The organism is Corallococcus sp. AS-1-6 (genome assembly GCF_020037015.1).
In the GTDB taxonomy this organism is placed as follows: domain Bacteria; phylum Myxococcota; class Myxococcia; order Myxococcales; family Myxococcaceae; genus Corallococcus.
Map to the genome: position 1 here is coordinate 1 of NZ_JAIQDE010000003.1, position 25,681 is coordinate 25,681.

At 73.1% G+C, this 25,681-nt stretch carries 15 protein-coding genes; 5 read left to right on the forward strand and 10 right to left on the reverse strand.

Annotated features, from left to right (window positions below; translation table 11 throughout):
• Window positions 1-127: 127 nt before the first annotated feature.
• Window positions 128-1,474, forward strand: a complete 1,347-nt coding sequence (locus K8612_RS05455) for a hypothetical protein (RefSeq protein ID WP_223761481.1) — start codon at window positions 128-130, stop codon at window positions 1,472-1,474.
• A 77-nt stretch (window positions 1,475-1,551) separates the two neighbouring features.
• Here K8612_RS05455 and K8612_RS05460 read toward each other — a convergent pair whose 3' ends face one another.
• From K8612_RS05460 to K8612_RS05480, 5 genes are read right to left on the reverse strand one after another with little or no spacing between them, the layout of a single operon-like run.
• Window positions 1,552-2,802, reverse strand: a complete 1,251-nt coding sequence (locus K8612_RS05460; RefSeq protein WP_223740493.1) for a hydroxymethylglutaryl-CoA synthase family protein — start codon at window positions 2,800-2,802, stop codon at window positions 1,552-1,554.
• 41 nt (window positions 2,803-2,843) lie between these two features.
• Complete coding sequence (locus tag K8612_RS05465; protein ID WP_223740492.1) at window positions 2,844-3,881, reverse strand: zinc-binding dehydrogenase; 1,038 nt, start codon at window positions 3,879-3,881, stop codon at window positions 2,844-2,846.
• 48 nt (window positions 3,882-3,929) lie between these two features.
• Entirely contained in the window at window positions 3,930-4,676 is a 747-nt protein-coding gene (locus K8612_RS05470) for a CoA-transferase subunit beta (protein WP_223761482.1), read from the reverse strand.
• The gene (locus K8612_RS05475) at window positions 4,673-5,473 is read right to left on the reverse strand and encodes a CoA-transferase (protein ID WP_223761483.1); all 801 of its coding nucleotides are present in this window, start codon (window positions 5,471-5,473) and stop codon (window positions 4,673-4,675) included. The genes K8612_RS05470 and K8612_RS05475 overlap by 4 nt, the downstream gene beginning before the upstream one ends.
• Window positions 5,470-6,165 carry a TetR/AcrR family transcriptional regulator gene (locus K8612_RS05480; RefSeq protein ID WP_223761484.1) on the reverse strand — a complete coding sequence of 232 codons (696 nt, stop codon included), beginning with the start codon at window positions 6,163-6,165 and terminating at the stop codon, window positions 5,470-5,472. The genes K8612_RS05475 and K8612_RS05480 overlap by 4 nt, the downstream gene beginning before the upstream one ends.
• Before the next feature lie 199 nt (window positions 6,166-6,364).
• Here K8612_RS05480 and K8612_RS05485 point away from each other — a divergent pair, with 199 nt between their 5' ends.
• From K8612_RS05485 to K8612_RS05500, 4 genes are all read left to right on the forward strand, one after another.
• Window positions 6,365-8,497 carry a nitrogen regulation protein NR(II) gene (locus tag K8612_RS05485; protein ID WP_223740488.1) on the forward strand — a complete coding sequence of 711 codons (2,133 nt, stop codon included), beginning with the start codon at window positions 6,365-6,367 and terminating at the stop codon, window positions 8,495-8,497.
• Window positions 8,475-9,845, forward strand: coding sequence for a sigma-54 dependent transcriptional regulator (locus tag K8612_RS05490; RefSeq protein ID WP_223740487.1), 1,371 nt, complete (start codon window positions 8,475-8,477; stop codon window positions 9,843-9,845). Before K8612_RS05485 ends, K8612_RS05490 begins: the two co-directional genes overlap by 23 nt.
• 127 nt (window positions 9,846-9,972) lie before the next feature.
• Window positions 9,973-10,338: a DNA-binding response regulator gene (locus tag K8612_RS05495; RefSeq protein WP_223740486.1), complete on the forward strand. Its 366-nt coding sequence runs from the start codon at window positions 9,973-9,975 to the stop codon at window positions 10,336-10,338.
• Window positions 10,331-10,831, forward strand: coding sequence for a DUF6232 family protein (locus K8612_RS05500; RefSeq protein WP_223740485.1), 501 nt, complete (start codon window positions 10,331-10,333; stop codon window positions 10,829-10,831). The genes K8612_RS05495 and K8612_RS05500 overlap by 8 nt, the downstream gene beginning before the upstream one ends.
• On the opposite strand, the gene K8612_RS05505 is transcribed toward K8612_RS05500, so the two are convergent.
• The 5 genes from K8612_RS05505 to K8612_RS05525 form a co-directional block, all read right to left on the reverse strand.
• Window positions 10,782-11,813, reverse strand: a complete 1,032-nt coding sequence (locus tag K8612_RS05505; RefSeq protein ID WP_223740484.1) for an LLM class flavin-dependent oxidoreductase — start codon at window positions 11,811-11,813, stop codon at window positions 10,782-10,784. The genes K8612_RS05500 and K8612_RS05505 overlap by 50 nt on opposite strands.
• A gap of 214 nt (window positions 11,814-12,027) precedes the next feature.
• Window positions 12,028-13,827 (reverse strand): diguanylate cyclase domain-containing protein, encoded by a 1,800-nt coding sequence (locus K8612_RS05510; RefSeq protein ID WP_223761485.1) that lies wholly within the window; start codon window positions 13,825-13,827, stop codon window positions 12,028-12,030.
• A 128-nt stretch (window positions 13,828-13,955) separates the two neighbouring features.
• Window positions 13,956-15,428, reverse strand: coding sequence for a CHASE2 domain-containing protein (locus tag K8612_RS05515; RefSeq protein ID WP_223761486.1), 1,473 nt, complete (start codon window positions 15,426-15,428; stop codon window positions 13,956-13,958).
• A 1-nt stretch (window position 15,429) separates the two neighbouring features.
• Window positions 15,430-16,608 carry a FecR family protein gene (locus K8612_RS05520; protein WP_223761487.1) on the reverse strand — a complete coding sequence of 393 codons (1,179 nt, stop codon included), beginning with the start codon at window positions 16,606-16,608 and terminating at the stop codon, window positions 15,430-15,432.
• Entirely contained in the window at window positions 16,605-25,370 is an 8,766-nt protein-coding gene (locus K8612_RS05525; RefSeq protein WP_223761488.1) for an Ig-like domain-containing protein, read from the reverse strand. Before K8612_RS05525 ends, K8612_RS05520 begins: the two co-directional genes overlap by 4 nt.
• Window positions 25,371-25,681: the final 311 nt, after the last annotated feature.

A 25,681-nucleotide genomic window follows, 5' to 3' on the forward strand; every position in this document is an offset into this window, starting at 1 on the left:
CCAGCAGCGCCGAGAGCGCGAACGACGGAAGCGTGAGGCTTCTCTCGGGAGCGGCGGCTAAACCGGAAGCGGATGCCGCGTACCCCGGAGCCTGGTGGCGACCGGGATGGGGGGGCTCGTCTGGCTCATGCCATTGGTCGTGGCGGCAGCCGAGGATGCCAGTCCAAAGCGGAGCACCGCCTATCTGTTGCCTGTGTCAATCAAGGCGACTTCCAGCGGCGACAGCATGTTCAAGGTGGGGGCGGGCACAATCTGGGCGGCCACTGAACAAGTCGATATGTCCGTGACGGGGACCTATGAAGTCAGCACCACGAATGGGATTGCCACCTTCTGGGGCGCTGGCTCTGGCGAATCCGGCGATTCCCTGCCGTGGACCCTGGGCGTGACCGCGGCGGCCAGTGGCATCAGCGATGCTGACGAGTTCATTGGCCCTGGCGACGAGCACCCGATTACGAGGGCCAAGGACAGCGCCTATGCCCACTGCAAGCAGATGTGCGGGGTGTCCAGCACGCCGGATGTGAAGACGTTCTGCGAGAGCAGGATGACGTACCTCAAGGACCGGGCAGGCCAGGCGCTCTTCAGCGTGCCACCCGAGGCGTTCTGTGGGGGGCAGCAGGAGATGGCTCGGGCAGCGGAACAGGAGCCGGACCTGGGGGTGAGCATCGAGAAGAAGCTGGAGGCCGCGAAGGCATGCGATGCGCGGTGCGCCGATTATGGCCGTGAGGGGTGCACGCTCCCTGGCTGGCCCCTTGAGGATCCGGTGGGTTTTCCTACGGAGAACCTGTGTGCGGCCGGCAATCGCATGTACCTGGAGGCCGAGAGTCCCTTCGTCCGACGGTTTCCGCCCTGGAACGCCCGGCTGGGCATGAAGGTCGGGAGGGCCTCGTTCAAATACCGGGAGGCCCGCTCGCAGGGGGCGGGTGTCCTGCTCGAGCAGTCCAAGACGCCAGTCATCGGGAAGGCTGGCGCCGCCTTCTCGAGCATTCTTGCTCGCGGGCCGGTCTCCTTGACGCTGGAGGGGCTCGCCAACTACCGCTCGGAGTGGACGGCATCGAAGGAGAAGGTGAGCTGGTGCCGGCCCGAGGGCGATGTTCCCCTGGACGACGACCCCTCCACGACGGTGCCGAGCGAGGTGTGCAATGAAGCGGTCTTCAAGGGACCCGCTCATTCAAACGGAGTCCAGCTCGCGGCCTTTATCGGCGGGGTCGATGAAGCCCGCGGGAACTGGCGACTGAGCGCCGGACCGGATCTGCTGATTGGGACTGGCGAGGAGCGGTTCCTTGGGCTGTTCAGGATCAATGCCTACCTCTCGGTCGCGACGGCCTCGTCCGAGAACTACAAGGGCTTGATCCGGATCAGTCCCGCCATCGGGGTCCGGTCGCTGAAGGGGAAGGATGGTGAATTCGTGGCCTTCCTGGAGCTGGCGATCCTGGGACAGCGATTGCTGTTCTCGGACGAGTTCGATTCGCTCTGACCCTGCGAACGCGAACGGGCGATGCACGCTCTTGAAGCGCGCATCGCCCGTAGGGACTGCCTGGAAGCCGTGGAGCCCTACGCCCCCGCGTACTTGCGGCGGAACTCGTGGATCTCCGCCAGCCGGAACGTGCCCGGCTCCGGGGCAATCGCCTCCGGCGCGTCGTAGGGCAGGTTCATCAGGCGCTCGTACTCCTCCACCGACACGCGCTCGCGCTTGGCCAGCACCGTGTCCAGGTCCGCGCGGGCCATGCGCTCCGCGGCCTTCTCACCCACGACGCCGGAGTAGAACTCCGCGCAGGAGCCGCTGCCGTAGGACAAGAGGCCGATGCGCTGGCCCGCCAGCGCCGCGCCCTCCGCGTGCAACTGGCCCGCGAGCGCCAGGTACAGCGACGCCGTGTAGACGTTGCCCACCCGCGCGTTCAGCCCCAGCGACTTCGCCACCTGCGCGTCGTAGCTGGCCTGCGACTTCGCCGCCTCGTCGCGCGCCTCGGGCGTGGCCGGCCCGTTGCCCGAGTCCTCCAGGTCGCACAGCCGCACCTGCGCGTGCGCCTTGCGCGCCATCTTGCAGAAGGGCACGTGGTAGAGGATGCGCGCCAACTGCTCGCTGGGCAGCTTCGAGTCCCAGCGCACCAGCCCCTGCTCCATGGCGCGCTCGCGCCAGCCCCGGTACGCGCCGGCCATGGCGTCCAGGTAGCAGGTGATGGAGTAGTGCCCGTCCACCAGCGCCTCGCGCCGGCCCACTGGCCGCCAGAAGTCGTACACGTCCGCGGTGCTCACGCCGTTGAGCCCCACGTCCACCGCCAAGAGGTCCGGCGTCTCCGACACCAGCAGCGCCACCGCGCCGCCGCCCTGCGTGGGCTCGCCCGCCGTCTTCAGGCCGTAGCGCGCGATGTCCGTGCACACCACCAGCGCGGAGCGGCCCGCCGCCGCGCCGGAGGCGATCCACTCCACCGCCGCCATCAGGCCCGCCGTGCCGCCGTAGCACGCGTGCTGCGAGTCGAACGTGCGCATGCCGCGCGGAAGCTTCAGCAACCCGTGCACGTGCGACGCGATGGGCTTGGAGTGGTCCACGCCCGTCTCCGTGCCCACCACCAGCATGCCCAGCTTGGAGGTGTCCACGCCCTGCTGCTGGATGAGGCGCGCGGCCGCCGTGGCCGCCAGCGACACGGAGTCCTCACCGGGGTCGTTGACCGCCATCTCCTTCGCGCCCAGGCCCGCGGTGAACTTCGCCGGGTCCACGCCGCGCGCCCTCGCCAGGTCCTCGATGTCCACGTACCGCCGGGGGACCGCCACCGCCAGCGCTTCGATTCCAACCCGCTTCTTCATGGGGAACTCCTCAAGTCAAAAGGTCGCGAATCCAGTGGGCCTCACGCCGCGGGCGGCACCAGCACCAGCCGGCCCGCCACTTCCCGGTTCTCCAGGCGGAAGTGCGCGCGGCCCGCGTCCGCCAGCGCCACCTCTTCCGACACGAAGGGGCGGATGAGGCCCCGGGCCGTCAGCCGCAGCGACTCGTCCAGCTCCTCGCGTGTCGTCGCGTACGCGCCCAGGATCTCCAGCTCCTTCACGATGACCAGGCCCGGGTTGAGGTTCACCACCCCCGACTCCAGGTTGCCCACCACCACCACGCGCCCACCGGGCGCCATGGCCTTGAGCGTCTGATCAAACGTGGCGCTGCCGACGATCTCCACCGCCACGTCCACACCCTGGCCCTGCGTGCGCTTGCGCGCCTCCGAACCGAAGTCCAGGCCGCGCGACACGATCACCTCGTCCGCGCCCGCCTCCTTGAGGGCCGCCACCTTCGCCTCGCCGGAGGTGATGGCGATGACGCGCGCCCCGTCCACCTTGGCCAACTGCACGGCGGCCAGGCCCACGCCGCCGCTGGCGCCGGTGATGAGGACCGTCTCACCGGCCTTCACCTTGGCCCGCGTGCGCAGCGTGTGCACGGCGGTGCCCAGCGTGCAGCACACCGTGGCGGCCACCGCCCAGGGCAGGTCGGACGGCACGCGGCCCAGGCCCCGCACCGGGGCCACCATGAACTGCGCGTAGCCGCCCTGGAGCTCCTCGCCGAAGAAGCGGTTGTCCGTCTTGCACAGGCTGTTGCGGCCGGAGAGGCACAGCGCGCACTCGCCGCAGGACATGCGCTGCAGCGTCGCCGCGCGGTCGCCCACCTTCCAGCCCACCGTGTCCGGGCCCACCTCCACCACCTCGCCCGCGGCCTCGTGGCCCAGGATGGCGGGCACGTGCGTGCGGGGCAGGTTGCCGCGGCGGTTGATGACGTCGTGGTAGCAGACGCCGCACGCGTGGACCTTCAGCAGCACCTCGCCCTTGCCCGGCCGGGGGACCGGCACGGTCTCCAGGCGCAGGTTCTCTGCACTGCCGAACTGGCGAAGAACGACGGCTTCCATGCGGTGCCTCTTTTCCGTGTGGCTTTGAAGGTGGGGGAGCAGTGCTTTTCAGCCGCCGACGAGCGCGTCGCGCAGGTTGCGGGGGTCCAGCGCGCGGATGGCCGACACCGTGCGCGCGTCCGGAAGCGGGGTGACGGGCAGGGCGTCCGGCACCGCGAACTCGAAGCCGGTCCGCTCGGCGATGCCGTCCACCGTGGCCCAGGGGTGACGCGACAACAGCCTCGCCCCACGAGGGCTGCCCAGCTCATACGTGCCCAGGTCGGAGATGAGCCGCACCGGACGGCTGGGGTCGCGCGTGGTGGCCACCTGGACCTGGGGGACGAGGTTGCGCCGCGACTGCCGGGGCACCAGCAGCACCGGGTTCTTCACCCACTGACGCAAGGTCGCCGCGCCCGCCACGCCGGGGAACTTGGTGCGCGGCTTGTCCAGGCTGCCGGACGCCGTCATGTTGGTGCGGCCCGCCGGATCCACCTCCGCCGCGCCGAAGAAGACCGTGTCCACCCGGCCCCGCCGCGCGTGGTCGAACAGGTCCGCGATGCTCACCTCCGCGGAGCGCCCGTCCAGGTAGCGCAGGTCCTCGGACGACGGGTACAGCTCCGGCAGCGCCGGATCCAACGAGCCGACACACGCCAGGTACGTCAGCCCCGGCGCGTGCGTGGCCCGGGCCACCGCGATGGCCAGGATGACCAGCGGCGACGCCACGCCCGTGGCCACCACCGAGCCGTCCTCGATCTCCCGCGCCAGCAGCGACACCACCGTCTCCGCGGGCGTCGCGTCCACCGTCGTCGTCGTCATGCCGCGCTCCGCGTCGCGCGCAGCGACATGAGGAAGCCCTTCGCGTCGCCCGCGTCCGCCGCGGCCAGGTAGGCCGCGAGCATCGCGTCGTCATGCGGGTACTGGCCCAGGCAGCCCGTGGGCAGCGCGCCGCCGGGGGCGAGCACCACGCGCTCCACCTGGAAGGCGGGAATGGTGACGCGCGACAGCCTGGGCACGCGCTCCTCCACCGTGGCGATGATCCGCTTCGCCGCGCCCGCGACGAGCAGGTCCGTGGTGGGGTCTTCAATCAGCAGGTTGCCCTTGTCGTCCGCGGCCCGGGCGTGGATGAGCGCCACGTCCGGGTAGTACGCGGGCTCCACCGGCACGCGGCGGCCGGTGAACGGGTCCTCCACCGTGCGCGGCGCGTCCACCTCCGCCAGCTCCGACACGTCCGCGTCCGGCGCGGGGATGAACGGCAGCCCCATGGACGCCGCGCGCAGCCGCTGCACCACGCGGTAGCCGTCGTGCTCGCGCCACTCAATCTCGCCCGCCTCGATGGCCCGCTTGAGGCAGGGCAGGGGACGCACGCGGTTCTCCAGCACCAGCGCGCCGAAGGGCAGCTCCACGCGCTTCAAGCACCCGCCCGCGACCAGGAACTCCGCCGGCAGCGGGTTGGGCAGGGAGATGAGCTGCAGGCCGCGCTTCTCCTGGGCCACCAGCTCCAGCACCAGCGCCATGGGCGCGCGGCCCAGCATGAACCCCCCGGCCGCGAGCGACGCGCCGTCCGGGATGGAGGCCACCGCCTCCGGCAGGGAACTCCAACGGGCGCGGTTCACTGGGGCTCTCCTCCAGGACCGGAGCTGGAAGCGGCGCGCGGCACCATGCGCAGCGCGGGCGCGTCTTCACCGGAAGGGGCCGGGGCGCTCACGGCCGCCGCTCCGGAGGGAAAGAGCAGCTCCACCATGCCGTCGGCGATCTGCTCCTCGGTGAGGCGCCCGTCCGGCTTGAACCACTTGTAGACCCAGAGGATCATCCCCAGGAACGAGAACGCCGCCACCGTGGGGTCCACCACGCCGCGCAGGCGGCCCAGGCGGTTGGCCTCCGCGAAGGCGTCCTCCAGGAAGCGCACGTAGCGCTTCTTGCGCCGGTCGATGTACTCGCGCGCTTCACCGGTGAGCGTGGCGTGCTCGTGGAGGATGATGATGACTTCCTTGCTGCGGCCGCTCGTCACCAGGTGGATGTTCTGCCGCATGCACTGGCGCAGCCGCTCCACCGGATCCGCCACGTCCTGGACGGGCGCGAGGACCTGCTCCTCGAACACGTCCATGCCGTAGTTCATGATGGCGAAGAGCAACTGCTCCTTGTTCTGGATGTGGTGGTAGAGCCCCGCCTTGGTCATCCGGCACGCGGCGGCGATCTCCTGCATCGACGTGCCCTCGTAGCCGCGCTCGCAGATGAGCCGCGCCGCCGTCTCCAGGATGGCCCGGTACCGCTCGCCCTCGTCCGGTTTGCGCCCCGTGGGTGTCATGCGTGCCTTCCCTTGCCGGCCTGCCTGCCGCTGCCGGGTTAAGTCGACCTACCGACCGGTAGGTCACTCCACCTACCGACCGGTAGGTAGCACTCGGCGACGCGGTTCGTCAACGGGCAAGTACCGGAGGGCAGGTGGGATAAAAGCTATTGGAAACAAGGACTTGGACCCACCCAACGGGTTAGGTTGCGGGTCACCCATGCGGTCCACGCTCCTGCCCATCCTCCTCTTGTGCGCCGCGCTGGCGAGCGTGGGGGTGGGGGTCTGGACGCTCGTGAAGCGCAGCCGGACGGCGCTGGTGGAGCAGTTCGCGGGGGACCGGCAGAAGCAGTTGGACGAGGCGGTGGGCGGCGTCACGGACTCGCTGGAGGAGGTGGGCAAGAACCTGCGCTTCGCCGGGGAGCTGATGTCCCAGCCGGGGAGCCTGGCGGAGCACCGGCGGGAGCTGCGCGCGCTGCTGGAGGCGGTGGGCCAGTACAAGGCCATCGCGGCATACGACGGCGACGGCGCGGAGCGGCTCCTGCTGTTGGACCGCAAGCCGGACCCGCAGTTGTCGCGTGAAGGGCTGGTGGCGGAGATGGCCGGCACGGCGCGCCGCGCGCTCCTGCGTCCGCCGGGGGACCTCACCACGTCGCCCATCCTGGACGCGGCCAACGGCGGCTGGCTGCGCATCCTGGCCACCGCGCTGCCCGCGACGGACGGCAAGCCCGAGGGCGCGGTGGCGGTGCTGGTGGACACGGAGACGTTCTTCGCGCCGCTGCGCATCGTCACCTCGGACCTGGAGGCGCGGATGCTGCTCGTGGGCACGCACGGCCAGCCCACGCCCGCGAGCGACCCGGCCCTGGCGGAGTGGTTCGCCCGCGTGGGCCAGAAGGACGCCGGGGTGCCGGGCTTCGCGTTCCTGGTGTCCCGGCTGAAGGCCGGCGCGCGCGGCATGCTGCCCCTGTCCGAGCAGGAGGCGGAGCGGCTGGGGCTGGGGCGCGCGGAGGTGGTGGCCGTCTACACGCCCATCCGCATGCGCGGCGGCAGCCACTGGGCGGTGGCGACGCTGGTGTCCACCGCGGCGCTGCGCTCGCACGAGCAGTCGCTGGTGGTGCGGCTGTTGGGCGCGGGCGCGCTGGTGGCGTTCTTCCTGGTGACCTTCGCGGTGTACGTGGTGCTGGCGCGGCGCAGGGCGGTGGCGCTGACGGAGAGCCGCCGGCACGCGGCCCAGCTCGCCGCGCTCCATGACCGGACGCGGAAGATCTTGGACCACCTGCCCACGGGCGTCCTCGCGCTGACGGAGGACGGGCGGATCAGCGCCGTCAACCAGGCCCTGCGCTCGCGCGTGCCCGGCAACGTGACGGGCGCGCCGCTGGCGTCCGCGTTCCCCGGGGCGCCCGCGCCGGTGGTGGAGCGGCTCTCCGCGCTGGTGGCGTCCGCGCGCAAGGAGGACCGGCCGCTGAGCCTGCTGGGCGAACCGCTGGCGCTCTTCGGCGACGAGGGCACGTACAACCTGCACGCGGTGCCGCTGACCGCGGAGGACCCGAAGGAGGAGACGCGCGCGCTCCTGGTGGTGGAGGACCTGAGCGACGTGCGCGCGCTGGAGACGCAGTTGCTGCGCGCGGAGAAGCTGGCCACGGTGGGCGTGCTGGCGGCGGGCATCGCGCATGAGATCGGCACGCCGCTGGGCGTGGTGCGCGGCCGGGCGGAGTACGTGCAAAGCAAGCTGGGCGCCTCGCACCCCCAGGGGCCGGGGCTGGGCGTCATCGTCGAGCAGATCGACCGGGTGAGCCGCACGCTGCGCCAGTTGCTGGACTTCTCGCGCCTGCAGCCGGCGATGGTGCGGCCGGTGTCGCTGGGGCCGCTCGCCCGGAGCGTGCATGAGCTGTTGCGGGTGGAGGCGGAGCGGCGGCGGGTGAGCTTGAGCGTGGACGTGCCGGAGTCCGTGCCCGCGCTGGCGGCGGACGCGGATCAGCTCCAGCAGGTGCTGCTCAACCTCACGCTCAACGCGTGCGACGCGTGCAGCGAGGGCGGCGCGGTGGAGGTCTCGGCCTCCGCGCTGGCGGGCCCGGAGGAGGGCACGTGGGGCCTGGTCGCGCTCACCGTGCGCGACGACGGGTGCGGGATCCCGAAGGAGCGCCTCAACCAGGTGTTCGACCCGTTCTTCACGACGAAGAAGCGCGGGCAGGGCACGGGGCTGGGGCTGACGATGGTGGCCCACGTCGTGCGCAACCACGGCGGACGGGTGGAGCTGGAGAGCACGCCGGGGCAGGGCACCCGCGTCACCGTGCTGTGGCCGGTGGCCCGCGCCGTCCCAGAGGAACGAAATGCCGAGCGACTCGCCGTCTGACGCGCGCATCCTCGTGGTGGACGACCACGTGGAGATGGGGCGCATGCTCCAGGAGCCCCTGGCCGACGCGGGCTGGACGGTGGACCTGGCCACGGGCGGGCAGGAGGCGCTGACGCTCATCCGCTCCCGCGTGTACGACGCGGTGCTGACGGACCTGCGCATGGAGAAGGTGGACGGCCTGGACGTGCTGGACGCCGCCCGCGCGGTGGACCCGGCGCTGCCCGTGCTCTTGATGACGGCCTTCGGCGGCGTGGAGAGCGCGGTGGAGGCGATGCGCCGGGGCGCCTACCACTACTTCACCAAGCCCTTCCGCCTGGACGAGGTGCGGCTGTACCTGGGCCGCGCGCTGGAGGACCGGCGGCTGCGCGCGGAGCACCGGGCGCTGAAGCAGGCCTCGCAGGAGCGCTCCGGCCTGGGCGCGCTGGTGGGCAGGAGCGCGCCCATGCGCGGGCTGTACGAGCTCATCGACCGCGTGGCGCACGCGGCGGCCCCGGTGCTGCTCCGGGGGGAGAGCGGCAGCGGCAAGGAGCTGGTGGCCCGCGCCCTCCACGTCGAGGGCCCGCGCGCGGCCAACCCCTTCGTGGCCGTCAACTGCACCGCGCTGCCGGGGCCGCTGCTGGAGAGCGAGCTGTTCGGCCACGTGAAGGGCGCCTTCACCGGGGCCACGTCCGTGCGGCGCGGCCTGTTCGTGGAGGCGCACGGCGGCACGCTGTTCCTGGACGAGATTGGCGACATGCCCACGGAGCTCCAGGCGCGGCTCCTGCGCGTGCTGGAGGACGGCGAGGTGCGCGCGGTGGGCTCGGATGCCAGCCGCACCGTGGATGTGCGCGTGGTCGCCGCCACGCACCAGGACCTGGAGGCGCGCGTGCGGGAGGGGCGCTTCCGCGCGGACCTCTTCTACCGGCTCAACGTCGTCACGCTGCGGGTGCCTTCGCTGAAGGAGCGCCGGGAGGACATCCCCCAACTGGTGGAGCACTTCACCGCCCGCTCCCGGGCGCGCAACCCGCGCTCCCGGGTGACGTCGCTGTCACCGGAGGTGGTGGCCGCGCTGGGCGCCATGCCCTGGCCGGGCAACGTGCGCGAGCTGGAGAACCTGGTGGAGCGGCTGGTGGTGCTCGTGCCCCGGGAGACGGTGACGCTGGAGGACCTGCGGCCCCACGCGCCGGTGCTCTCGGCGGAGGAGGCCACGCCCTTCGCCCAGGCGCGGGAGGGCGTGTGGACCCTGCGCAAGCTGGAGGGGGAGTACATCCACTGGATGGTCCAGCACTGCGGCGGGAACAAGACCCGCGCCGCGGAGCTGCTGGGCATCGATGTGTCCACCATCCATCGCCGCGAGCGGGAGCGGTAGGCGCGTCACGCCAGGGGGCGTGGCAATGCGCCACGGGGGGATGGCGGATTGCCACGGTCCACGGGTGATCACTCGGTGGCCCCGGGGGACGGTGGTTCCGGCATGTCGCTTGCTGTGACGTGGGGCCGTGGCGTCCCTGCGCACAACCCGGGCCCTGCTGCTCGGTGCGGATGAGTCCCTGGCGTCGCTGCTGGCGGACGTGCTGGGCGACCTGGGCATCGCCCTGTTCCTGGACGCGGGGGACGCGGCCCGGCCGGACCTGGTGCTGGCGCACGTGGAGCGTGGGGAGGCCATCCTCCCGGTGCTGACGCACGCGCGGGTCTGCGCCGCCGCCGCGCCCGTCGTCGTCCTGCTGCCCTTCGCGGACGAGCGCCTGGTGTCCCGCGCCCTGTGTCAGGGGGCCCGGGCATGTTTCGCGCTGGGCCGCCCGCTCGATGAGCTTCGCGCCCTCCTGCGCTCGCACTTCCCTTTGCTGGAGACCACCCATGGGTGAACCGATGGCCGTCGTCACCGTGCTGCGCCCCGTTGTCCCCCTGCGTGAAGCGGAGCGCCGCCCGGTGGCTCCGGTGCCGGACGCCGGGGAGACCTCCCTCTTCCATGCGGGCCAGGTCCGCGTCACCGGCGAGCGGCTCGTCGTGGGCGGCCAGAGCTGGGCGCTGCGCGACGTGCTCCAGGTGGAGACCGCGCGCCGCACCCCGAAGGTGTGGCCCTACCTGCTCGCGGTGGGCCTGGCCGCGGCGCTGGGGCTGCCGCTGTTGTCCTGGCTGTCCGTGAGCGTGTCGGCGCTGAAGGGCGCGTACGAGGCGGGCCTGGGCCTCACCGCCCTGGGCCTCTTCGCGTCCATGGCCGCGCTGCTCGTGGTGGAGGACACCCACTACCTGGTGCTAGGGCTGCCGGGCGGCTCGCGCCGCGTCTTCGGCAGCCACGACGCCCAGCTCATCGCGCGGCTTGCGGGGACGGTGCGGGCCGCGTGTCCGCGGCGGTGAGCTGCTCGCGCACCTGGGAGACGATCTCGAAGGAGCGCAGCCGCGCCGCGTGGTCGAAGATCTGCGCGGTCACCATCAGCTCGTCGGCCCCGGTCTGCTCCAGGAGCGACTGGAGGCCTTCGCGCACGCTGTCCGGCGAGCCCACCACGGTGCACGCCAGCATGTGCTCGATCTCCGCCAGCTCCATCTCGTTGAGCTGACCATCCAGGCTGTCCACCGGCGGCAGCAGCGGGCCCGGCCGGCCCCGGCGCAGGTTGAGGAAGGCCTGGAGCAGCGACGTGAAGAGGCGCTGCCCTTCTTTGTCCGTGTCCGCGGCGAAGACGTTGACGCCGATCATCGCGTACGGCTTCTGGAGCACGTCCGACGGGCGGAACTGCGTGCGGTACAGGTGCAGCGCGCTCATCATCTGCGCGGGCGCGAAGTGCGACGCGAACGCGAAGGGCAGCCCCAGGGCCGCGGCCAGTTGCGCGCTGAAGGTGCTGGAGCCCAGGAGCCACAGCGGCACGTGCAGGCCCGCGCCCGGCACCGCGCGCACGGCCTGTCCCGGCGTGGGGTCCTTGAAGTAGTTCTGCAGCTCCACCACGTCCTGCGGGAAGCTGTCCGCGCCCCCCAGCCCCCGGCGCAGCGCGGCGGAGGTGCGCTGATCCGTCCCCGGCGCCCGGCCCAGGCCCAGGTCGATGCGGCCGGGGTAGAGCGTCTCCAGGGTGCCGAACTGCTCCGCGATGATGAGCGGCGCGTGGTTGGGCAGCATCACGCCGCCCGCGCCCACGCGGATCGTCTTCGTGCCCCCCGCCACGTACCCGATGACCACCGACGTGGCCGCGCTGGCGATGCCCGTCATGTTGTGGTGCTCGGCCAGCCAGAAGCGCTTGTAGCCCCACGCCTCCGCGTGGCGGGCCAGGTCCAGGCTGTTGCGGAGGGCGAGGCCGGCGTCGCCCCCGGAGATGACGGGGGACAGGTCGAGGACGGAGAAGGGGATCATCGGGGGGACCCTCGCGCCACGGGGGGCGGAAAAGCCCTTCGATAGCCAGCGCCCCCGGGGTTTTCACGCCATTGACGCCCCCCAGGCCCCCCGGCCCGGCAGGCAGGGGCCATGCCACCCATCAGCCGGGCTTGTCGCCGGGGGCGGGGACCGCCGCCTGAAAACCTGTCCGACAGTCGGACAGGTTTTCCGCCGGCCGCGCCCGGGGGCGGCTTCAATCGCGCGGAGGCGCCGGCTTGCGCTCCGACTTCGCCCGGACCAGCGCGGCGTGGGCGCGGGCGAGGGTGCCGTGCGGATCCTCTTCTCCCTGCACCGTCACGGCGATGGACACGCAGGCGGGCTGGGCGGGGACGTCGTGGAGCTGCTGGCGCGCGGCCTCCGCGACCACGGCGTCCGCCCCGGGCATCGCGAGCAGGAGGGTGTCCCCCGTCCAGCGCACCCCGAAGCCCGGGGGAGGACAGAGCTCCTCCGCGCGCCGGGCCAGCTCCCGCAGCGCCGTGTCGCCCGCGTCGTAGCCGCGCGCGCGGTTGATGGCGCCCAGCTCCACCAGGTCCACCAGGAGCAGGCTGATGGGCAGGCCCTCCCGGCGGCAGCGGCCAATCTCCTTGGCCAGCCGCTCCTCGCCCAAGCGCCGGGTGTCCAGCCCGGTGAGCGCGTCCTGGCGCAGGAGCCGCTCGCGCTTGCCCTTCAGGTCCGCGCCGATGCCCAGGTCCATCAGCGACAGGAGCTGCGCGACGCCCCCGGGCACCAGGAAGGGCCGCGCCACCCAGCGCACCACGCGCGGCCGGGGCCGCTCCAGCGACAGCGTCAGGTGCAGCCCGCGCGAGCTCTCCGCCGCCAGGTCCAACTGCCGCAGCGTGCCGCCGGGGTCCGCGGTCAGGCTCGCGATGTGCTGGCACAACGAATCGAAGGCCATGCCCGACAGCCGCTCCTCCGGCAGCCCCAGCAGCTCCGCCAGCGCCGCGTTGGCGGCGAAGGGCTTGCGGCCCGGCGCCACCACCAGCACCGGCGCCTCCAGGGCGCTCACCGCCTCGCGCACCAGCGCCAGCGCCGCCGCCTCGCTGAGCACCGGCTCCGCCGCGGCCTGGGGACGCGGCAGGGCGGGAGGAGGCCGTGCCCGCCCCGACGAGTGCTCCAGGTCCTCCGCCACGCGGCCCGCCAGCTCCCGCAGCGCCGCCAGGTCCTCCGGGCCCAGCATCAGCGGCCGCGTGTCGATGACGCACAGCGAGCCCAGCACGTCCCCGGTGGAGGTGATGAGCGGCGCGCCCGCGTAGCTGCCGACGATGCCGTCGCGCACCAGCGGGTTGTCCCAGAACACCGGGTGGCGCGTGGCGTCCGGCACCACCAGGGCCTCGCGGCCCTGCACCACGTGGTGGCAGAAGGCCCAGTCGCGCGGCGTGCCCCGGTCCTTGGCGAGCGCCGCGGGCAGCCCCACGTGCGCCTTGAACCACTGCTTGTCCCCCAGCACCAGCGTCAGCAGCGCGACGGGCACCCCGAAGGCCTGCGCCACCTCCGCCACCAGCTCCTGGAGCTCCTGCTCGGGCAGGTTCGGGTCCACCAGCCTCAGCGCGTCGATGCGCGCGAGCCGCCGCTTCTCCTCGTCCGCGTTGAGCTCCAGTTGGCCGTGGCCCGCGAGCTGTCCCGCGAGCGCGCGCCGCACGCCGTCGCGCATCGCCTCCGGCCCCGCGCGCCGGCTGAGCAGGGCGTGGATGCCCAGCGCGTCCTTGAGCTGCCACGCGCGCACGCGCAGCTCGTCGAACGCCGTCACCACCATCACGGCCGTGTCGCGCGCGTCCGAGCGGCCCCGCAGCCACGCCAGCAGCGCGAACCCGTCCACCCGGGGCAGCGCCAGGTCCGTCACCAGCAGCGTGGGCGCGCCGCGCTGGCGCACCAGCTCCTGGGCCTCCGCGCCATCGCGCGCCACCGCGCCCTCCAGCCCCTCTTGCTGCGTCAGCGCGAGCAGTCCCGCGGCACGATGGCGATCCGGTTCGGCGATGAGGGCGTAGCGAGGCATGGCGGTCCGCTCATGCTGCCACGCGCATCGCCGTTGCGTACCCTGGCCCTTTGTCCAAGTGAGGGCCGCCCGTCCATGGGCCGACGGTGCGAGACACTAGGGGATTTCCACGACGGACAACGTCCGCGTCAGGACCGCGGGTCCCCCGGCAGCGGGCGTGACGCCCCGGAGGCCGCCGCGCCCGGGGCCGTACCCGCGTCATGTGCCTCGGAGGGCGGAGGGGCTGGCTCGCGAGGGAACCGGCCGAACAGGCGCTTGAGGGCGCCGCTCTGCCGCTGGAGGTCGTCGGTGCGCGCCACGGCCTCCGCCAGCGTCACGAGCACCACGCCCACCCCCGCGGGCAGGAGCGGCACGACCCAGCCCGGGTCCGCCAGGAGCCAGCCCACGAACACCGTGTGCGCGGCGACGAGCAGCGCGGCCTGGGCCACCACCGCGCCCAGGCTCCGCGCGCGGCCCCTGCGCCACAGCAGCAGGCCCAGCACCAGCGACGTCTCCACCAGGCCCACGAGCTCCGCGGGCCCGGTGGCTCGCAGCACCCGGCCGGTGCGCAGGTTGTCCATCGCGAAGGCGTGGATCTCCACGCCCGGCACCGCGAGCTGGCCGGGCAGGGTGCTCTGTCCGTGCAGCCCCGTGGCGGTGACGCCCACGAACACCGTCTTCTCCCGGAGCGCCAGGTCCAGCCCCACGGAGGACGGCCCCGCGGCCAGCACGTCCGCCAGGCTCACGCGCGGCAGCCAGTCCGGCGCGGGCAGCCGCATCAGGGGCGCGCCGTCGTCGGTGGACGCCACGCGCAGCAGCGCCTCCGAACGCTCCGGCCACAGGCGCAGCGCCGTCGCCAGCGCGAGCGAGGGCCACGCCCTGCCCGCCACCCGCACCGCGTAGGGATAGCGCCGGATGACGCCGTCCGCGTCCGGCAGCACGTTCAGCGTCCCGCTGCCCCAGGCCGCCAGCCGCAGCGGGGCCAGGTTCGTGGACAGCCCCCGGGCGCCCAGCCGCAGCCGGTCCGCGTCCAGGGGCACCGGCGTCAGCGGATCTCCCGGCACGGGCACGCCGCCGGTGTCCTCCGCCAGCGCCATGCTGCCCAGGATGACGGTGCCCGCTCCGGAGAAGGCCTCCGTGAGCCGCGCGTCACCGTCCTGCGCGTACAGCCGGGCCTCCAGGTCCTGGGCCAGCGACGCGCCCGCGGGCGTGTCCGCGAGCCCCGACGCGCGCAGGCGCTCCAGCACGTCCTCGCCCAGGTCCAGCGCGTCGCGGGACTCCGGCGCGTCGAAGAGGACGTCCACCACCACCGCGTTGGGACGGTAGGCCGCCAGTGACTGGAAGGCCTTCGCCCAGGTGGCGCGCGACAGCGGCCAGCGCTCGCCCAGCGCCGCGAGCGCGCGGTCGTCCACCTCCACCAGCACCAGGTCCGCGGTGGGCGGCAGCGGCGGGAGGAGCCGGCTCACCGCGAAGTCATACAGGGCCCGCTCGCCCGGGCCCGGCGCGCCGCCCGTCACCGCCGTGCCCACCGCGAGCAGCAGGCCCACGCCCACGCCCAGCCACCGGGGCAGGGCGGGGGAGGACAGCCACGTGGACCTGGGACCGCGAGCAGGCAGCGTCATCTCACCCGGCGACGTCGAAGCTGAAGATCTTCGACGGGTAGCCTACGAAGCCGTCGGCATCCACCGCCAGCACCCGCCAGAACCACTTGCCCGCGCCCGGCGCCGCCGCGTCCACCGTGGGGTGGGCCGACTCCTGGACCTTCACGTCGCCCGCGAAGTCCGCCGTCGCCCCCAGCTCCACCCGGTACACCTTCGCGCCCGGCACGGCCTTCCACACGAGCGACGGCGCCTTCGGGTACGTGCCGCCCCGGGGCCGCTCCAGCACCGGCGCCGCCAGGAGCGCGCGGGGTGCTTCCGGCGCCTGGGCCGGCCGGGCCCGCGAACCGAAGCCCGCGTCCACGTCCACGGAGCCTGCCTCCGCGCCCAGGGCCACCTTGCCCTCCAGCGTCTCCAGGCGGCTGGTGCCGTCCTCCTGCTGGGACACGCGGAAGCGCGTGCCGCGCACGCCCGCCACCGCGCCGCGCGTGCGCACCTCGAAAGTGGAGCCCGCGCCGCCCGGCGCCGCCTGCGTCTCCACCGTGCCCTTCACCAGGTCCAAGAGCACCTTGCGCTGGCGCTCGGCGGTCAGCTCCAGCGTGCCCAGGCGCACGGCGCTCCGGGGGGACAGCAACAGGACGCTGCCGTCCGCCAGCCCCAGCTCCGCCCGGCCGGTGTCGTCCGTCGCCACGAGCTCGCCCGCGTACAGCGAGTCCCCCGCCAGCCTCGGCGTGGGCTGCCCCTCGCCGGTGCTCGCCGTCACCTGTCCGCTGGCCGTGCGCAGCCGGGCCACCGCGACCTGCGTGGGGCGCTCCACGTACGCGAGCTGCAGCCGGCCCGGCGTGTTGGCGTCGGCCGGGGGCGCCACGAAGGACACGCGCGTGCGGGGGACGCCCGCGCTCACCAGCACCTCCGCCGCGGCCTTCGCCACCGCCAGGCCCTGGCCGTCCAGCCGCTCCGCGTCCGGCAGCTTCGCGGCCACGGTGAGGCCCCGGATGGCGGGGCGCGCCTTCACGGCCTGCGCCACCTCGCGCAGGCAGGCCTCCGTCCGGGGCCCCTTCGCCTCCAGGGGCTGGCCCGTCGTGAGCCGCCCGTTGTCGAACGTCAGCCCGCCGCAGGCGCTCTCCGCCTCCGCCGCGAGCCCCGCGACAGGCGAGGCCGACAGCAGCAGCGACAGCATCAGGGGGGCGCCCGCCTTCCTCACGGCGACACTCCTTCCGCCTGGCCGGCGGTCTTCAGGACGTTGAACTCCACGCGGCGGTTGTTCTCCCGCCCCTTCGCCGTGGCGTTGGTGTCCACCGGCTTCGTCTCACCATAGCCCACCGCCTCCAGGCGCTGCGCCGCGATGCCGCCCTTCACCAGCCAGTCGCGCACGGTGTTCGCGCGCCGCTGCGACAGGTCCAGGTTCTTCGCGTCGTCGCCCTGGCTGTCCGTGTGGCCCTCCACGCGCACCCGCTCCAGCTCCGGGTGGGCGCGCAGGATGGAGGCCACCTGCGCCAGCAGCGGGAACGACCTGGGCAGGATGACGTCCTTGCCGGTGGCGAAATACACCTTGTCCAGGATGACGATGCGCGACCCCTCCAGGCGCACCTTCGACTCGCCCTTGTCCGGGCAGCCGTCCTCGTCGTTCACCCCGTTGATGACCTCCGCCTCCAGCGGGCACTGGTCGTCCGCGTCCGGGATGCCGTCCTTGTCGTTGTCCGGATCCGGGCACCCGTCCTCGTCCTCGAAGCCGTCCTTGTCCTCGGCGGCCGTGGGGCAGCGGTCCTCCGCGTCCGGGATGCCGTCGCCGTCCGTGTCCGCGGAAGCGGGCGGCAGGGCGAGCGCGGCCTGGGGCGGGGCGCCCTCCGAGGCCTGCTTCGGCTCCGGCTTCGCTTCGGGCACCGTGTCCGGGCAGCCGTCGTCGTCGCGGTAGCCGTTCACCGTCTCCGGCTCGGTGGGGCAGGTGTCGCTCACGTCGGGGATGCCGTCGTTGTCGTCATCCGGATCCAGGCATCCGTCGTCATCCTGGAAGCCGTCGAAGTCCTCGGGCCCCAGCGCGCAGGTGGGGGCCCGCGCGGCGGCCACCGGGGCAGGAGTCCCGCCCGGCGTGTAGGCCAGCCCCGCGAGCACGCGGAAGGCGGGCGTGCCGTAGCCGCGCGTGAGGCCCGGCCCGGCGCCCACGTGCGCGGCGAAGCCCCGGGCGAAGCGGTACTTCACCGCGCCCAGCAGCTCCAGGGGGAACTCCTCCGTGTCGGACTCCGACAGGCCCACCGCGCCCGCCAGCGTGGCCTGCGCGGACAGCGCCTGGGTGATGGGCACCTCCGCGCCCACGCCGAACGCGAGCTCGTTGCCCACGCGCAGGTTGCGCAGGTCCTGCGCCTTGCGGAGGTTCACGCCCACGTTGGCCAGCAGCCGCAGCGACGGCGTGGCCCACTCCCCGGCGACGCGAGGCTGGAAGGTGGGCCCGTCCGCGCCCAGGAAGTGCTCTCCACCGCCGGTGGGCAGGGTGAAGGGCGCGACCACCGCCAGGTTCAGCGCGCCCTGCTTCCAGAGCGCCAGCTTGGGCACCACGCGCAGGTCACCCAGGCCCGCCGTGCCCACGCCGTCCGCGAACTGCTCCGACACGACGCCTGCGGGCTGGGAGCCGGTGACCGTCAGCGGCAGCACCAGGCCCACCTCCAACCGGTCGAAGAGGGACACCGCGCCCATCAGGTCCAACGACACCTGCCGCTCCACGATGCGGTAGACGAACGTCTCCTCGCGCGGGTCGTAGAAGTTGAGCGGCTGGTGCGCGTAGTTGAGGGACGCGCCCACGTTCCACGTCAGGTGCGGCGCGACGCGGGCGCTGTGGACCCCGAGCACGTCGTAAGCGCCCGGCCCCGGCTTGTACTGCTGCACGTCGATGGCCTGCGACACCGACGCCTGGGCCTGCGCACGCGACGCGGCGCCCAGCGACAGGCCCACCGCCACCGTCAGCGCCAGCCCCCGGCCCGCGCCGGACCGGCGGCGGCGCCCGAGGAACGGCACGCACAGCAGGCCCAGCGCCAGCGGGAGCAGCCCCCCGGCGCCGCCCGTGGAGCAGCCACGGCCCAGCACCTGGAAGTCATCGTCCGGGTCGAGCGGGTTGGTGCCGCCCTTCACCTCGACGCCGTCGGACACGCCGCCGCCGTCCGTGTCCGCGTTGTTGGGGTCGGCCTCGTTGGCGTCGCGGATGCCGTTGGCGTTGGTGTCCTCCTCGCCGTCCGACAGCCCGTCGCCGTCCGTGTCGCTGGCCAGGGGGTCGGTGGGGTTCTGCCCGCGCACCTCGATGCCATCGCTCAGCCCGTCACCGTCCGTGTCGGCCTTGCGGCGGTCGGTCTCCGTGGGCTGGGTGACGCCGTCGTGGTTCACGTCCTCCTCGCCATCCGGCAGGCCGTCATTGTCACTGTCGGTGTCGAGCGCGTCGATGAGCCCGTCGCCATCCGTGTCGACCAGACCGTCGATGCCATCCATCAGCCCGTCGCCGTCGCTGTCCGGGTTGAAGGGGTCGAGGCCCAGCTCCAGCTCGGTGGCGTTGTCCACGCCGTCACCGTCCGCGTCCACGTCGTCGGCGGCGTTGAGCGGGTTCGTCTCGCCCGGGTCCACCTTGCCGTTGTGGTTCTTGTCCTCGAAGCCATCCCAGACGCCGCCGTTGTCGGTGTCGACCTTGAGCGGGTCGGTGGTGGTGGCGGGGTCCGCGTCCGCGACGAAGCGGGCCGGGTCGGTGCCGGTGCCCTGGGGCGCGGTGAGGCCCAGCTCCAGGCCGTCGGTCAGCCCGTCGCCATCGGAGTCGGCGAGGGTGGGGTCGGTCTCCGTGTCCTGGGTGATGCCGTCGTGGTTGGCGTCCTCGTTGCCGTCGAGCAGGCCGTCGTCGTCGGAGTCGTCATCCAGCGGGTCGGTGCGGCCGGAGCGGACCTCCACGCCGTCGGAGAGGCCGTCGCCATCCGTGTCGGCGTTGCGCGGGTCGGTGCCGTGCTGGGCCTCCTCCGCGTCGGTGAGGCCGTCGTTGTCGGCGTCGTCGGTCGCGGACCAGGACCAGGTGGCGGGGGTGGCGTCCACGTTGCCCGCCGCGTCCGTGGCGCGCACGGCGAGGGTGTGGGGCCCGGCCGTCACGGTGAAGAGCGCCGGATCCGAGCACGCCGTGAACGGACCGTCATCCAGGCTGCACGCATAGGTGACGCCCGCCTCGTTGGAGTCCAGGTCGAACGTGGCCGGGTTCGGCGCGTCGTTCGCGACCGGGCCCGAGCGGATGAAGGTGTCCGGCGCGGTGGTGTCCACGGTCCACGTGAAGGTGGCGGCCGTGGGGTCCACGTTGCCGGCCGCATCCACCGCGCGCACCTGCACGGTGTACGTGCCGTCCGCGAGGTCCGTGCGCGCCTGGGGGCTGGTGCATGGGACGAAGGTCCCCGTGTCGAAGCGGCACTCGAAGGTTGCGGTGGACTCGTTCGAGGTGAACTCGAAGGAGGCGTCGCGGCTCGAGGTGACGGCGGGGACGGACGCGGTGAGGGCCGTGTCCGGCGCCACCAGGTCCACGTTGAAGGAGGCGCTCGTGGACGGGCTGACGTTGCCGGCCGCGTCCACGGCGACGACGCTGACGGTGTGCGCGCCGGTGTCCAGCACCGGGCCCGCGGTGAAGGTCCACGCGCCGGTGCCGGAGGCCACGGTCGTGCCCACGAAGACGCCATCCACCGTCACGCGCACGGTGGCGCCAGCCTCCGCGGTGCCGGCGTAGGACACCGCGCCCGTGTTGAAGAGGGCGCCGTTCGCGGGCGAGGTGATGGCCGGGGCCTCGGGGATGCCCAGGTCCACCGTCCACGTGTACTCGGCCGGGGTCGGGTCGGCGTTGCCCGCCGCGTCCACGGCGCGCACGGCGAGGGTGTGCTCGCCTTCGGAGAGGTTGTCGAGCGTGAAGGGGCTGTCGCAGGCGCTGAACGCCGCGTCATCCACGCTGCACTCGTAGCCGATGCCGCCGCCGGTCGAGCTGAACTCGAACGTGGCGCTCGCGCTGTTCGAGGGCTGGGCGGGGCCCGACTCGATGGTGGTGTCCGGCGCGTCCGTGTCGATGATGAAGGTGAGCGACACGGGCGGGCTGGTGTTGCCCGCGGCGTCCGTGCTGGTGGCGCTCAGCGTGTGCGAGCCATCCGCGAGCGTGGCCTGCACCGGGTAGCTCCATTCCCCCTGCGCGTTGACGAGCACGGGGCCCAGCGGCGCGCCGTTGTCGAGCACCAGGTACACGGTGCTGCCCGGCTCGGCGGTGCCGGTGATGACGGGCGACGCGGAGGTGAGCACCTCGCCGCTGGTGGGCTGGAGGACGATGGGCGCGTCGGGGGGCGTGAGGTCCACGGTCCAGGTGGAGCTGGCGGGCGTGGGGTCCAGGTTGCCGGCCGTGTCGACGGCGGCGACGGTGAAGGTGTGCGGGCCCTCGTCCAGGCCGGTCGCCGTGTACGGCGAGGCGCACGCCACGCTGGTCGCGTCCAGGGTGCAGACGAAGCCGGCGACGTCCGCGTCCGTGCCCTGGAAGGTGAACGTGGCGGACGGGCTGTTGCTCGCGACCGGGGGCCGCGAGGTGATGACGGTGTCGGGCGGCACCGAGTCCACGGTGAACGTCAGTTGGGACGCGTCGCTGACATTGCCCGCCGCGTCCGTCGCGGTGGCGGTGACGGTGAGGGTGCCCTGGGGCAGGTCGGTGGCGGGCGTGAAGCTCCAGTGGCCGGTGCCATCCACGGTCAGCGGACCGTAGGAGGTACCGCCGATGACCAGCGTCACCTGCGAGCCGGCGTCGGCGGTGCCGGTGATGGCGGGCCGCGCGGTGGTGACGGTCGCGTTCAGGGCCGGCGCGGTGAAGACCGGCGCGTCCGGCGCGGTGGTGTCCACGCTGAAGGTGGAGGTGGCGACGGGGCTGTTGTTGCCGGCGGCGTCCTGGGCGACGGCCGTGACGGTGTGGCCACCGTCCGCGAGCGCGGGCCCGGGCGTGATGCTCCATTCGCCGGAGCCGTTGGTGGTGACGGTGCCCAGCGGAGTGCCGTCCACCGTCACCGTGACGCGGCTGCCGGGCTCGGCCGTGCCGCTGTACGTGGCGGGGGGCGCGGCCAGCACCGAGCCATTCATCGGTGTGGCGATGACCGGCGCGTCGGGCGCGCTGGCGTCGACGGTGAAGGACACGGTGCGAGCCGGGCTGGTGTTGCCCACCGCGTCGCGGGCCGTGACGGACACGGTGTGCGGGCCGTCCGTGAGCGTGGAGGACGTGCAGGACCACGCGCCGCTGGAGTCAGCCGTCGTGGTGCAAAGCACGGTGGTGCCTTCGCGCACGGTGACGGTGCTGTTGGCTTCGGCCGTGCCGGTGATGACAGGCGTCGACGTGGCGAGCTGCTGACCGGCCGTGGGCGCCGTGACGACCGGAGCCGCCGGGGCGGTGGTGTCCACGCTGAAGGGAACGGCCGTGCTGGCCGGGCCGGTGTTGCCAGCCGCGTCGCGGGCCGTGGCGGTGATGCTGTGCGAGCCGTCCGCAAGCGTCGACGAGGTGCAGGACCACGCGCCGGAGCCATTGGCCGTGGCGGTGCAGAGCACGGTGGTGCCCTCGCGAACAGTGACGGTGCTATTGGCCTCCGCCGTACCGGAGAGGACCGGCGTCTGGGTGGTCAGGGTCTGACCGGCCGTGGGCGCCGTGACGACCGGAGCCGCCGGAGCGACCGTGTCCACGGTGAAGGGAACGGCCGCGCTGGCAGGGCCGGTGTTGCCCGCGGCATCCCGCGCCGTGGCGGTGATGGTGTGCGCCCCCTGGGCGAGGGTGGAGGACGTGCAGGACCAGGCGCCGGAGGCATTGGCCGTGGCGGTGCAGAGCACGGTGGTGCCTTCGCGCACGGTCACGGTGCTGTTCGCCTCGGCCGTGCCGGAGAGGACCGGCGTCTGAGAGCCCACGGACTGGTTCGCGGTGGGAGACGCGATGACGGGGGCCACCGGAGCGACCGTGTCCACGGTGAAGGGGACCGCGGTGCTGGCCGGGCCGGTGTTGCCCGCCGCGTCCCGAGCGGTCGCGGTGATGCTGTGCGCGCCTTCCGCGAGCGTGGAGGACGTACAGGTCCAGGCGCCGGAGGCATTGGCCGTCGTCGTGCACAGCACCGTCGTACCCTCGCGCACGGTCACGGTGCTGTTGGCCTCCGCGGTGCCACTGAGCACCGGCGTCTGCGTGGCCACCGTCTGGTTGGCCGTGGGCGCGGTGACGACCGGCGCGGCCGGCGCCACGGAGTCCACCGTGAAGGGAACGGCCGTGCTGGCCGGGCCGGTGTTGCCCGCGGCGTCCCGCGCGGTGGCGGAAACCGTATGCGCGCCCTCCGCGAGCGTGGAGGACGTGCAGGACCAGGCCCCGGAGGCATTGGCCGTCGTCGTGCACAGCACGGTGGTGCCCTCACGCACGGTGACGGTGCTGTTCGCCTCCGCCGTGCCGGAGAAGACCGGCGTCTTCGTGGCCACCGTCTGGTTCGCGGTGGGGGCCGTCACCACCGGCGCGGCCGGAGCCACCGTGTCCACCGTGAACGTGGTCGTGCTGGCCGGGCCGGTGTTGCCCGCCGCGTCGGTGGCGGTGACGGTCGCCGTCTGGGGGCCCTGGGGCAGCGTCGTGGCCGACACGCAGGACCAGGCGCCGGAGGCATTGGCCGTCGCGGTGCAGACGGTGACGCCGCCCACCACCACGGTGATGGTGCTCCCGGCCTCCGCGAAGCCGCTGAACGTGGGCGTCGTGCTGCCCACCGCCGCGCCGCTCGCGGGCGCGACGATGACCGGCGCTGGCGGAGCCGTCACGTCCACCACGAACGTGCGCCCGGCGGACGCGGGGCCGGTGTTGCCCACCGCGTCCTGCGCCGTCGCCGTCACCGTGTGCGAGCCGGACCCCAGCGTCACAGTGGACGCGCAGCTCCAGGCGCCCGTCACGGCGTTGGCCGTGGTGGTGCACAACACCGTGGTGCCCTCGCGCACCGTGACGGTGCTGCCCGCCTCCGCGGTGCCCGTGAACGTCGGCGTCGCCGTGTTGAGCTGCGCGTTCTGCGCGGGCGTGGAGATGACCGGGGCCACCGGCGCCGTCGTGTCCACGTTGAACCCCACGGACGTCGTGGGGCTGAGGTTGCCGCTGGAGTCCGCCGCCTGCGCGGTCACCGTGTGCGCGCCGTCCGGGAGCGGCACGGAGGGGGTGCAGCTCCAGTTGCCGGACGCGTTCACCGTCGCCGTGCACAGGACGGTGGTGCCCTCGCGCACCGTGACGGTGTTGCCCGCCTCCGCGGTGCCGCTGAACGTGGGCGTGCCCGTCGCCAGCGTGGAGCCCGCCGTGGGCGCCACCACCGTGGGCGCGGGAGGCGCTCCCACCGGCGTCGTCGTGGGGCCGGTCCCCACCGGGGGCGAGGACGGGAACGTCGTCTCCGGCGCTCCCTGCTGCCCGGTGCTGCGCACGATGGCCTGGTTGTCGATGCTCCCCGAGGTCCCCGCGTTGATGGTCACCCGGAACACGATGGTCGTGCTCTCGCCGATGTTGATGACGCCGCCCTGCGTGGCGGTGGCGCCCGTGCCCAGGCGCACCGTGAGGCGGCGGTTCACCGCGTCGTAGTCGCCCTGGTCGTCACCCGTCGCGTCCGTCTTCGCGCCCGTGTTGGCGCCGGTCGTCACCCGCAGCGAGCCCGGCACATAGGTGACGTTCGAGGGCAGGTTGTCCGTGAGCACCGTGAGGATGCCGGAGTCATCCCCCGTGTTCGTCGTCTGCACCGTGTACTCCAGCACGTCGCCGCCGCGCAGGCTGCCGTCCGGCCGAGGCGACACCGCGGCCACGCTCTTCACCGTCTGGATGAAGTCCGGCTTCTGCGTGGAGATGGACGTGATGAACGCGCCCAGCAGGTACTGATCCGCCGTGGAGGTGGCGGACACCGTGGCGGACGTCTGGCCCGCGGAGACGCGCGAGGTGATGTCCACCACGTCCAGGTCCAGGCCCTCGGTGGTGCCGGGCGTGCCGGCGAAGCGAGGCAGGTCCCCTTCGTTGTTCTGCGCCACGCCCAGCCGGCTGCGCGTGCCGTTGAAGAAGTTGTTCACCGGGTTCTGCGCGTCGGTCAGGGCCACGCCGTTGAAGTTCAGCGCGTCGCCCGTGAACGAGTTCTCGCCCTCATAGGCGATGACGCCCAGCTTCGCCGTGTAGCCGGAGGCGGGCACCAGGAAGCCGGACAGGGTGGCCGTCGCGCTCACGCCGTTGCTCACCGTGTCCAGCCCGTCGAAGAGGGTGAGGTTGCGCAGGGGCTCGCTGGCCAGCCGGTAGAAGACGACCATCGCCCAGCCGGAGTAGGGGAAGGTGTCGTTGACGTTGCGGAAGTCCAGCGCGTCCGCGCCCGCGAGCAGGTACGCGCCCGTGCCGCGCTGCTGCACCAGCGCCGTCACGTCCGCCGTGGACTGATAGGCGTAGTTGCTGCCGCTCGTGTAGCCCTTGCTGGAGTCCGCGGTGACGCTCGTGGAGAACGCGCCCGTGCCCACCCGCGACAGCGTCACGGACGTGCCCGGCTGCAGGGTGCCCGTGCGGCTCGCCACCGAGCGCACCGCGCCCCAGTACAGCCGCGCGTACGTCACCACCGCGCCCGCGGGCAGCACCAGCACCGCCTGGCTCTTCGAATCCGCGGGCGCCACCGACGTGTCCGCGAACGCCGTGAGGCCGTCGGTGCTCCAGTGCACGTCGGACGCCTGGTCGGTGGTGTTGGTGCCGCAGGCCCCCACCGTCCCGGTCAACGGCGCAGGCGTGCCGGAGCGGCACTCCTGCGACAGCGTGTTGCCGAACAGCACGAAGTCGCCCCGCTGATCCACCTGGTAGCGCAGCGCCGGAGCGGCGGAGGCCCCCTGGGGAAGGAGCGCCAGGAGCACCAGGCACGACAACATCCAGGCACGCGCGAAGGGGGCGGTGAGCCGGCCGGAAGCGAGGGGGAGGTCGTTGGGGGTGGGGTCCATGGAGCTCCGTCGGTCCGGCGGCGGGGGTGTGCGGGAACCCGCTCCCGCCGTATGTCCTGGCGCTCGTGCGGGCGGGTTCAGGTGCTGGGGGAGCACCGAATCGGCGGTGGGCGGCGGTGGGGGCACGAAGCAATGCAAAGCAAGGCCAGGGCCAGGGCTGCCGGACGAGCACGGCCGAATTCTTTCGAGTGTTTGGAATAGGTGACGCGCTCGCACGGAGCGAGTTGTCCAGCTTGCGGATCCACTTTCCAGAATCCGGATCCGCCCCCACGCGAGTCCCGGTGCGTCACTCCGGGGCGCGGAGCAATCGC

Excerpts from the sequence above, each read along its gene's own strand:
- K8612_RS05455 (WP_223761481.1), top strand. The coding sequence starts at position 128 with ATGCCATTGGTCGTGGCGGCAGCCGAGGATGCCAGTCCAAAGCGGAGC.
- K8612_RS05460 (WP_223740493.1), bottom strand. The coding sequence starts at position 2,802 with ATGAAGAAGCGGGTTGGAATCGAAGCGCTGGCGGTGGCGGTCCCCCGG.
- K8612_RS05465 (WP_223740492.1), bottom strand. The coding sequence starts at position 3,881 with ATGGAAGCCGTCGTTCTTCGCCAGTTCGGCAGTGCAGAGAACCTGCGC.
- K8612_RS05470 (WP_223761482.1), bottom strand. The coding sequence starts at position 4,676 with ATGACGACGACGACGGTGGACGCGACGCCCGCGGAGACGGTGGTGTCG.
- K8612_RS05480 (WP_223761484.1), bottom strand. The coding sequence starts at position 6,165 with ATGACACCCACGGGGCGCAAACCGGACGAGGGCGAGCGGTACCGGGCC.
- K8612_RS05485 (WP_223740488.1), top strand. The coding sequence starts at position 6,365 with ATGCGGTCCACGCTCCTGCCCATCCTCCTCTTGTGCGCCGCGCTGGCG.
- K8612_RS05490 (WP_223740487.1), top strand. The coding sequence starts at position 8,475 with ATGCCGAGCGACTCGCCGTCTGACGCGCGCATCCTCGTGGTGGACGAC.
- K8612_RS05500 (WP_223740485.1), top strand. The coding sequence starts at position 10,331 with ATGGGTGAACCGATGGCCGTCGTCACCGTGCTGCGCCCCGTTGTCCCC.
- K8612_RS05505 (WP_223740484.1), bottom strand. The coding sequence starts at position 11,813 with ATGATCCCCTTCTCCGTCCTCGACCTGTCCCCCGTCATCTCCGGGGGC.
- K8612_RS05510 (WP_223761485.1), bottom strand. The coding sequence starts at position 13,827 with ATGCCTCGCTACGCCCTCATCGCCGAACCGGATCGCCATCGTGCCGCG.
- K8612_RS05515 (WP_223761486.1), bottom strand. The coding sequence starts at position 15,428 with ATGACGCTGCCTGCTCGCGGTCCCAGGTCCACGTGGCTGTCCTCCCCC.
- K8612_RS05525 (WP_223761488.1), bottom strand. The coding sequence starts at position 25,370 with ATGGACCCCACCCCCAACGACCTCCCCCTCGCTTCCGGCCGGCTCACC.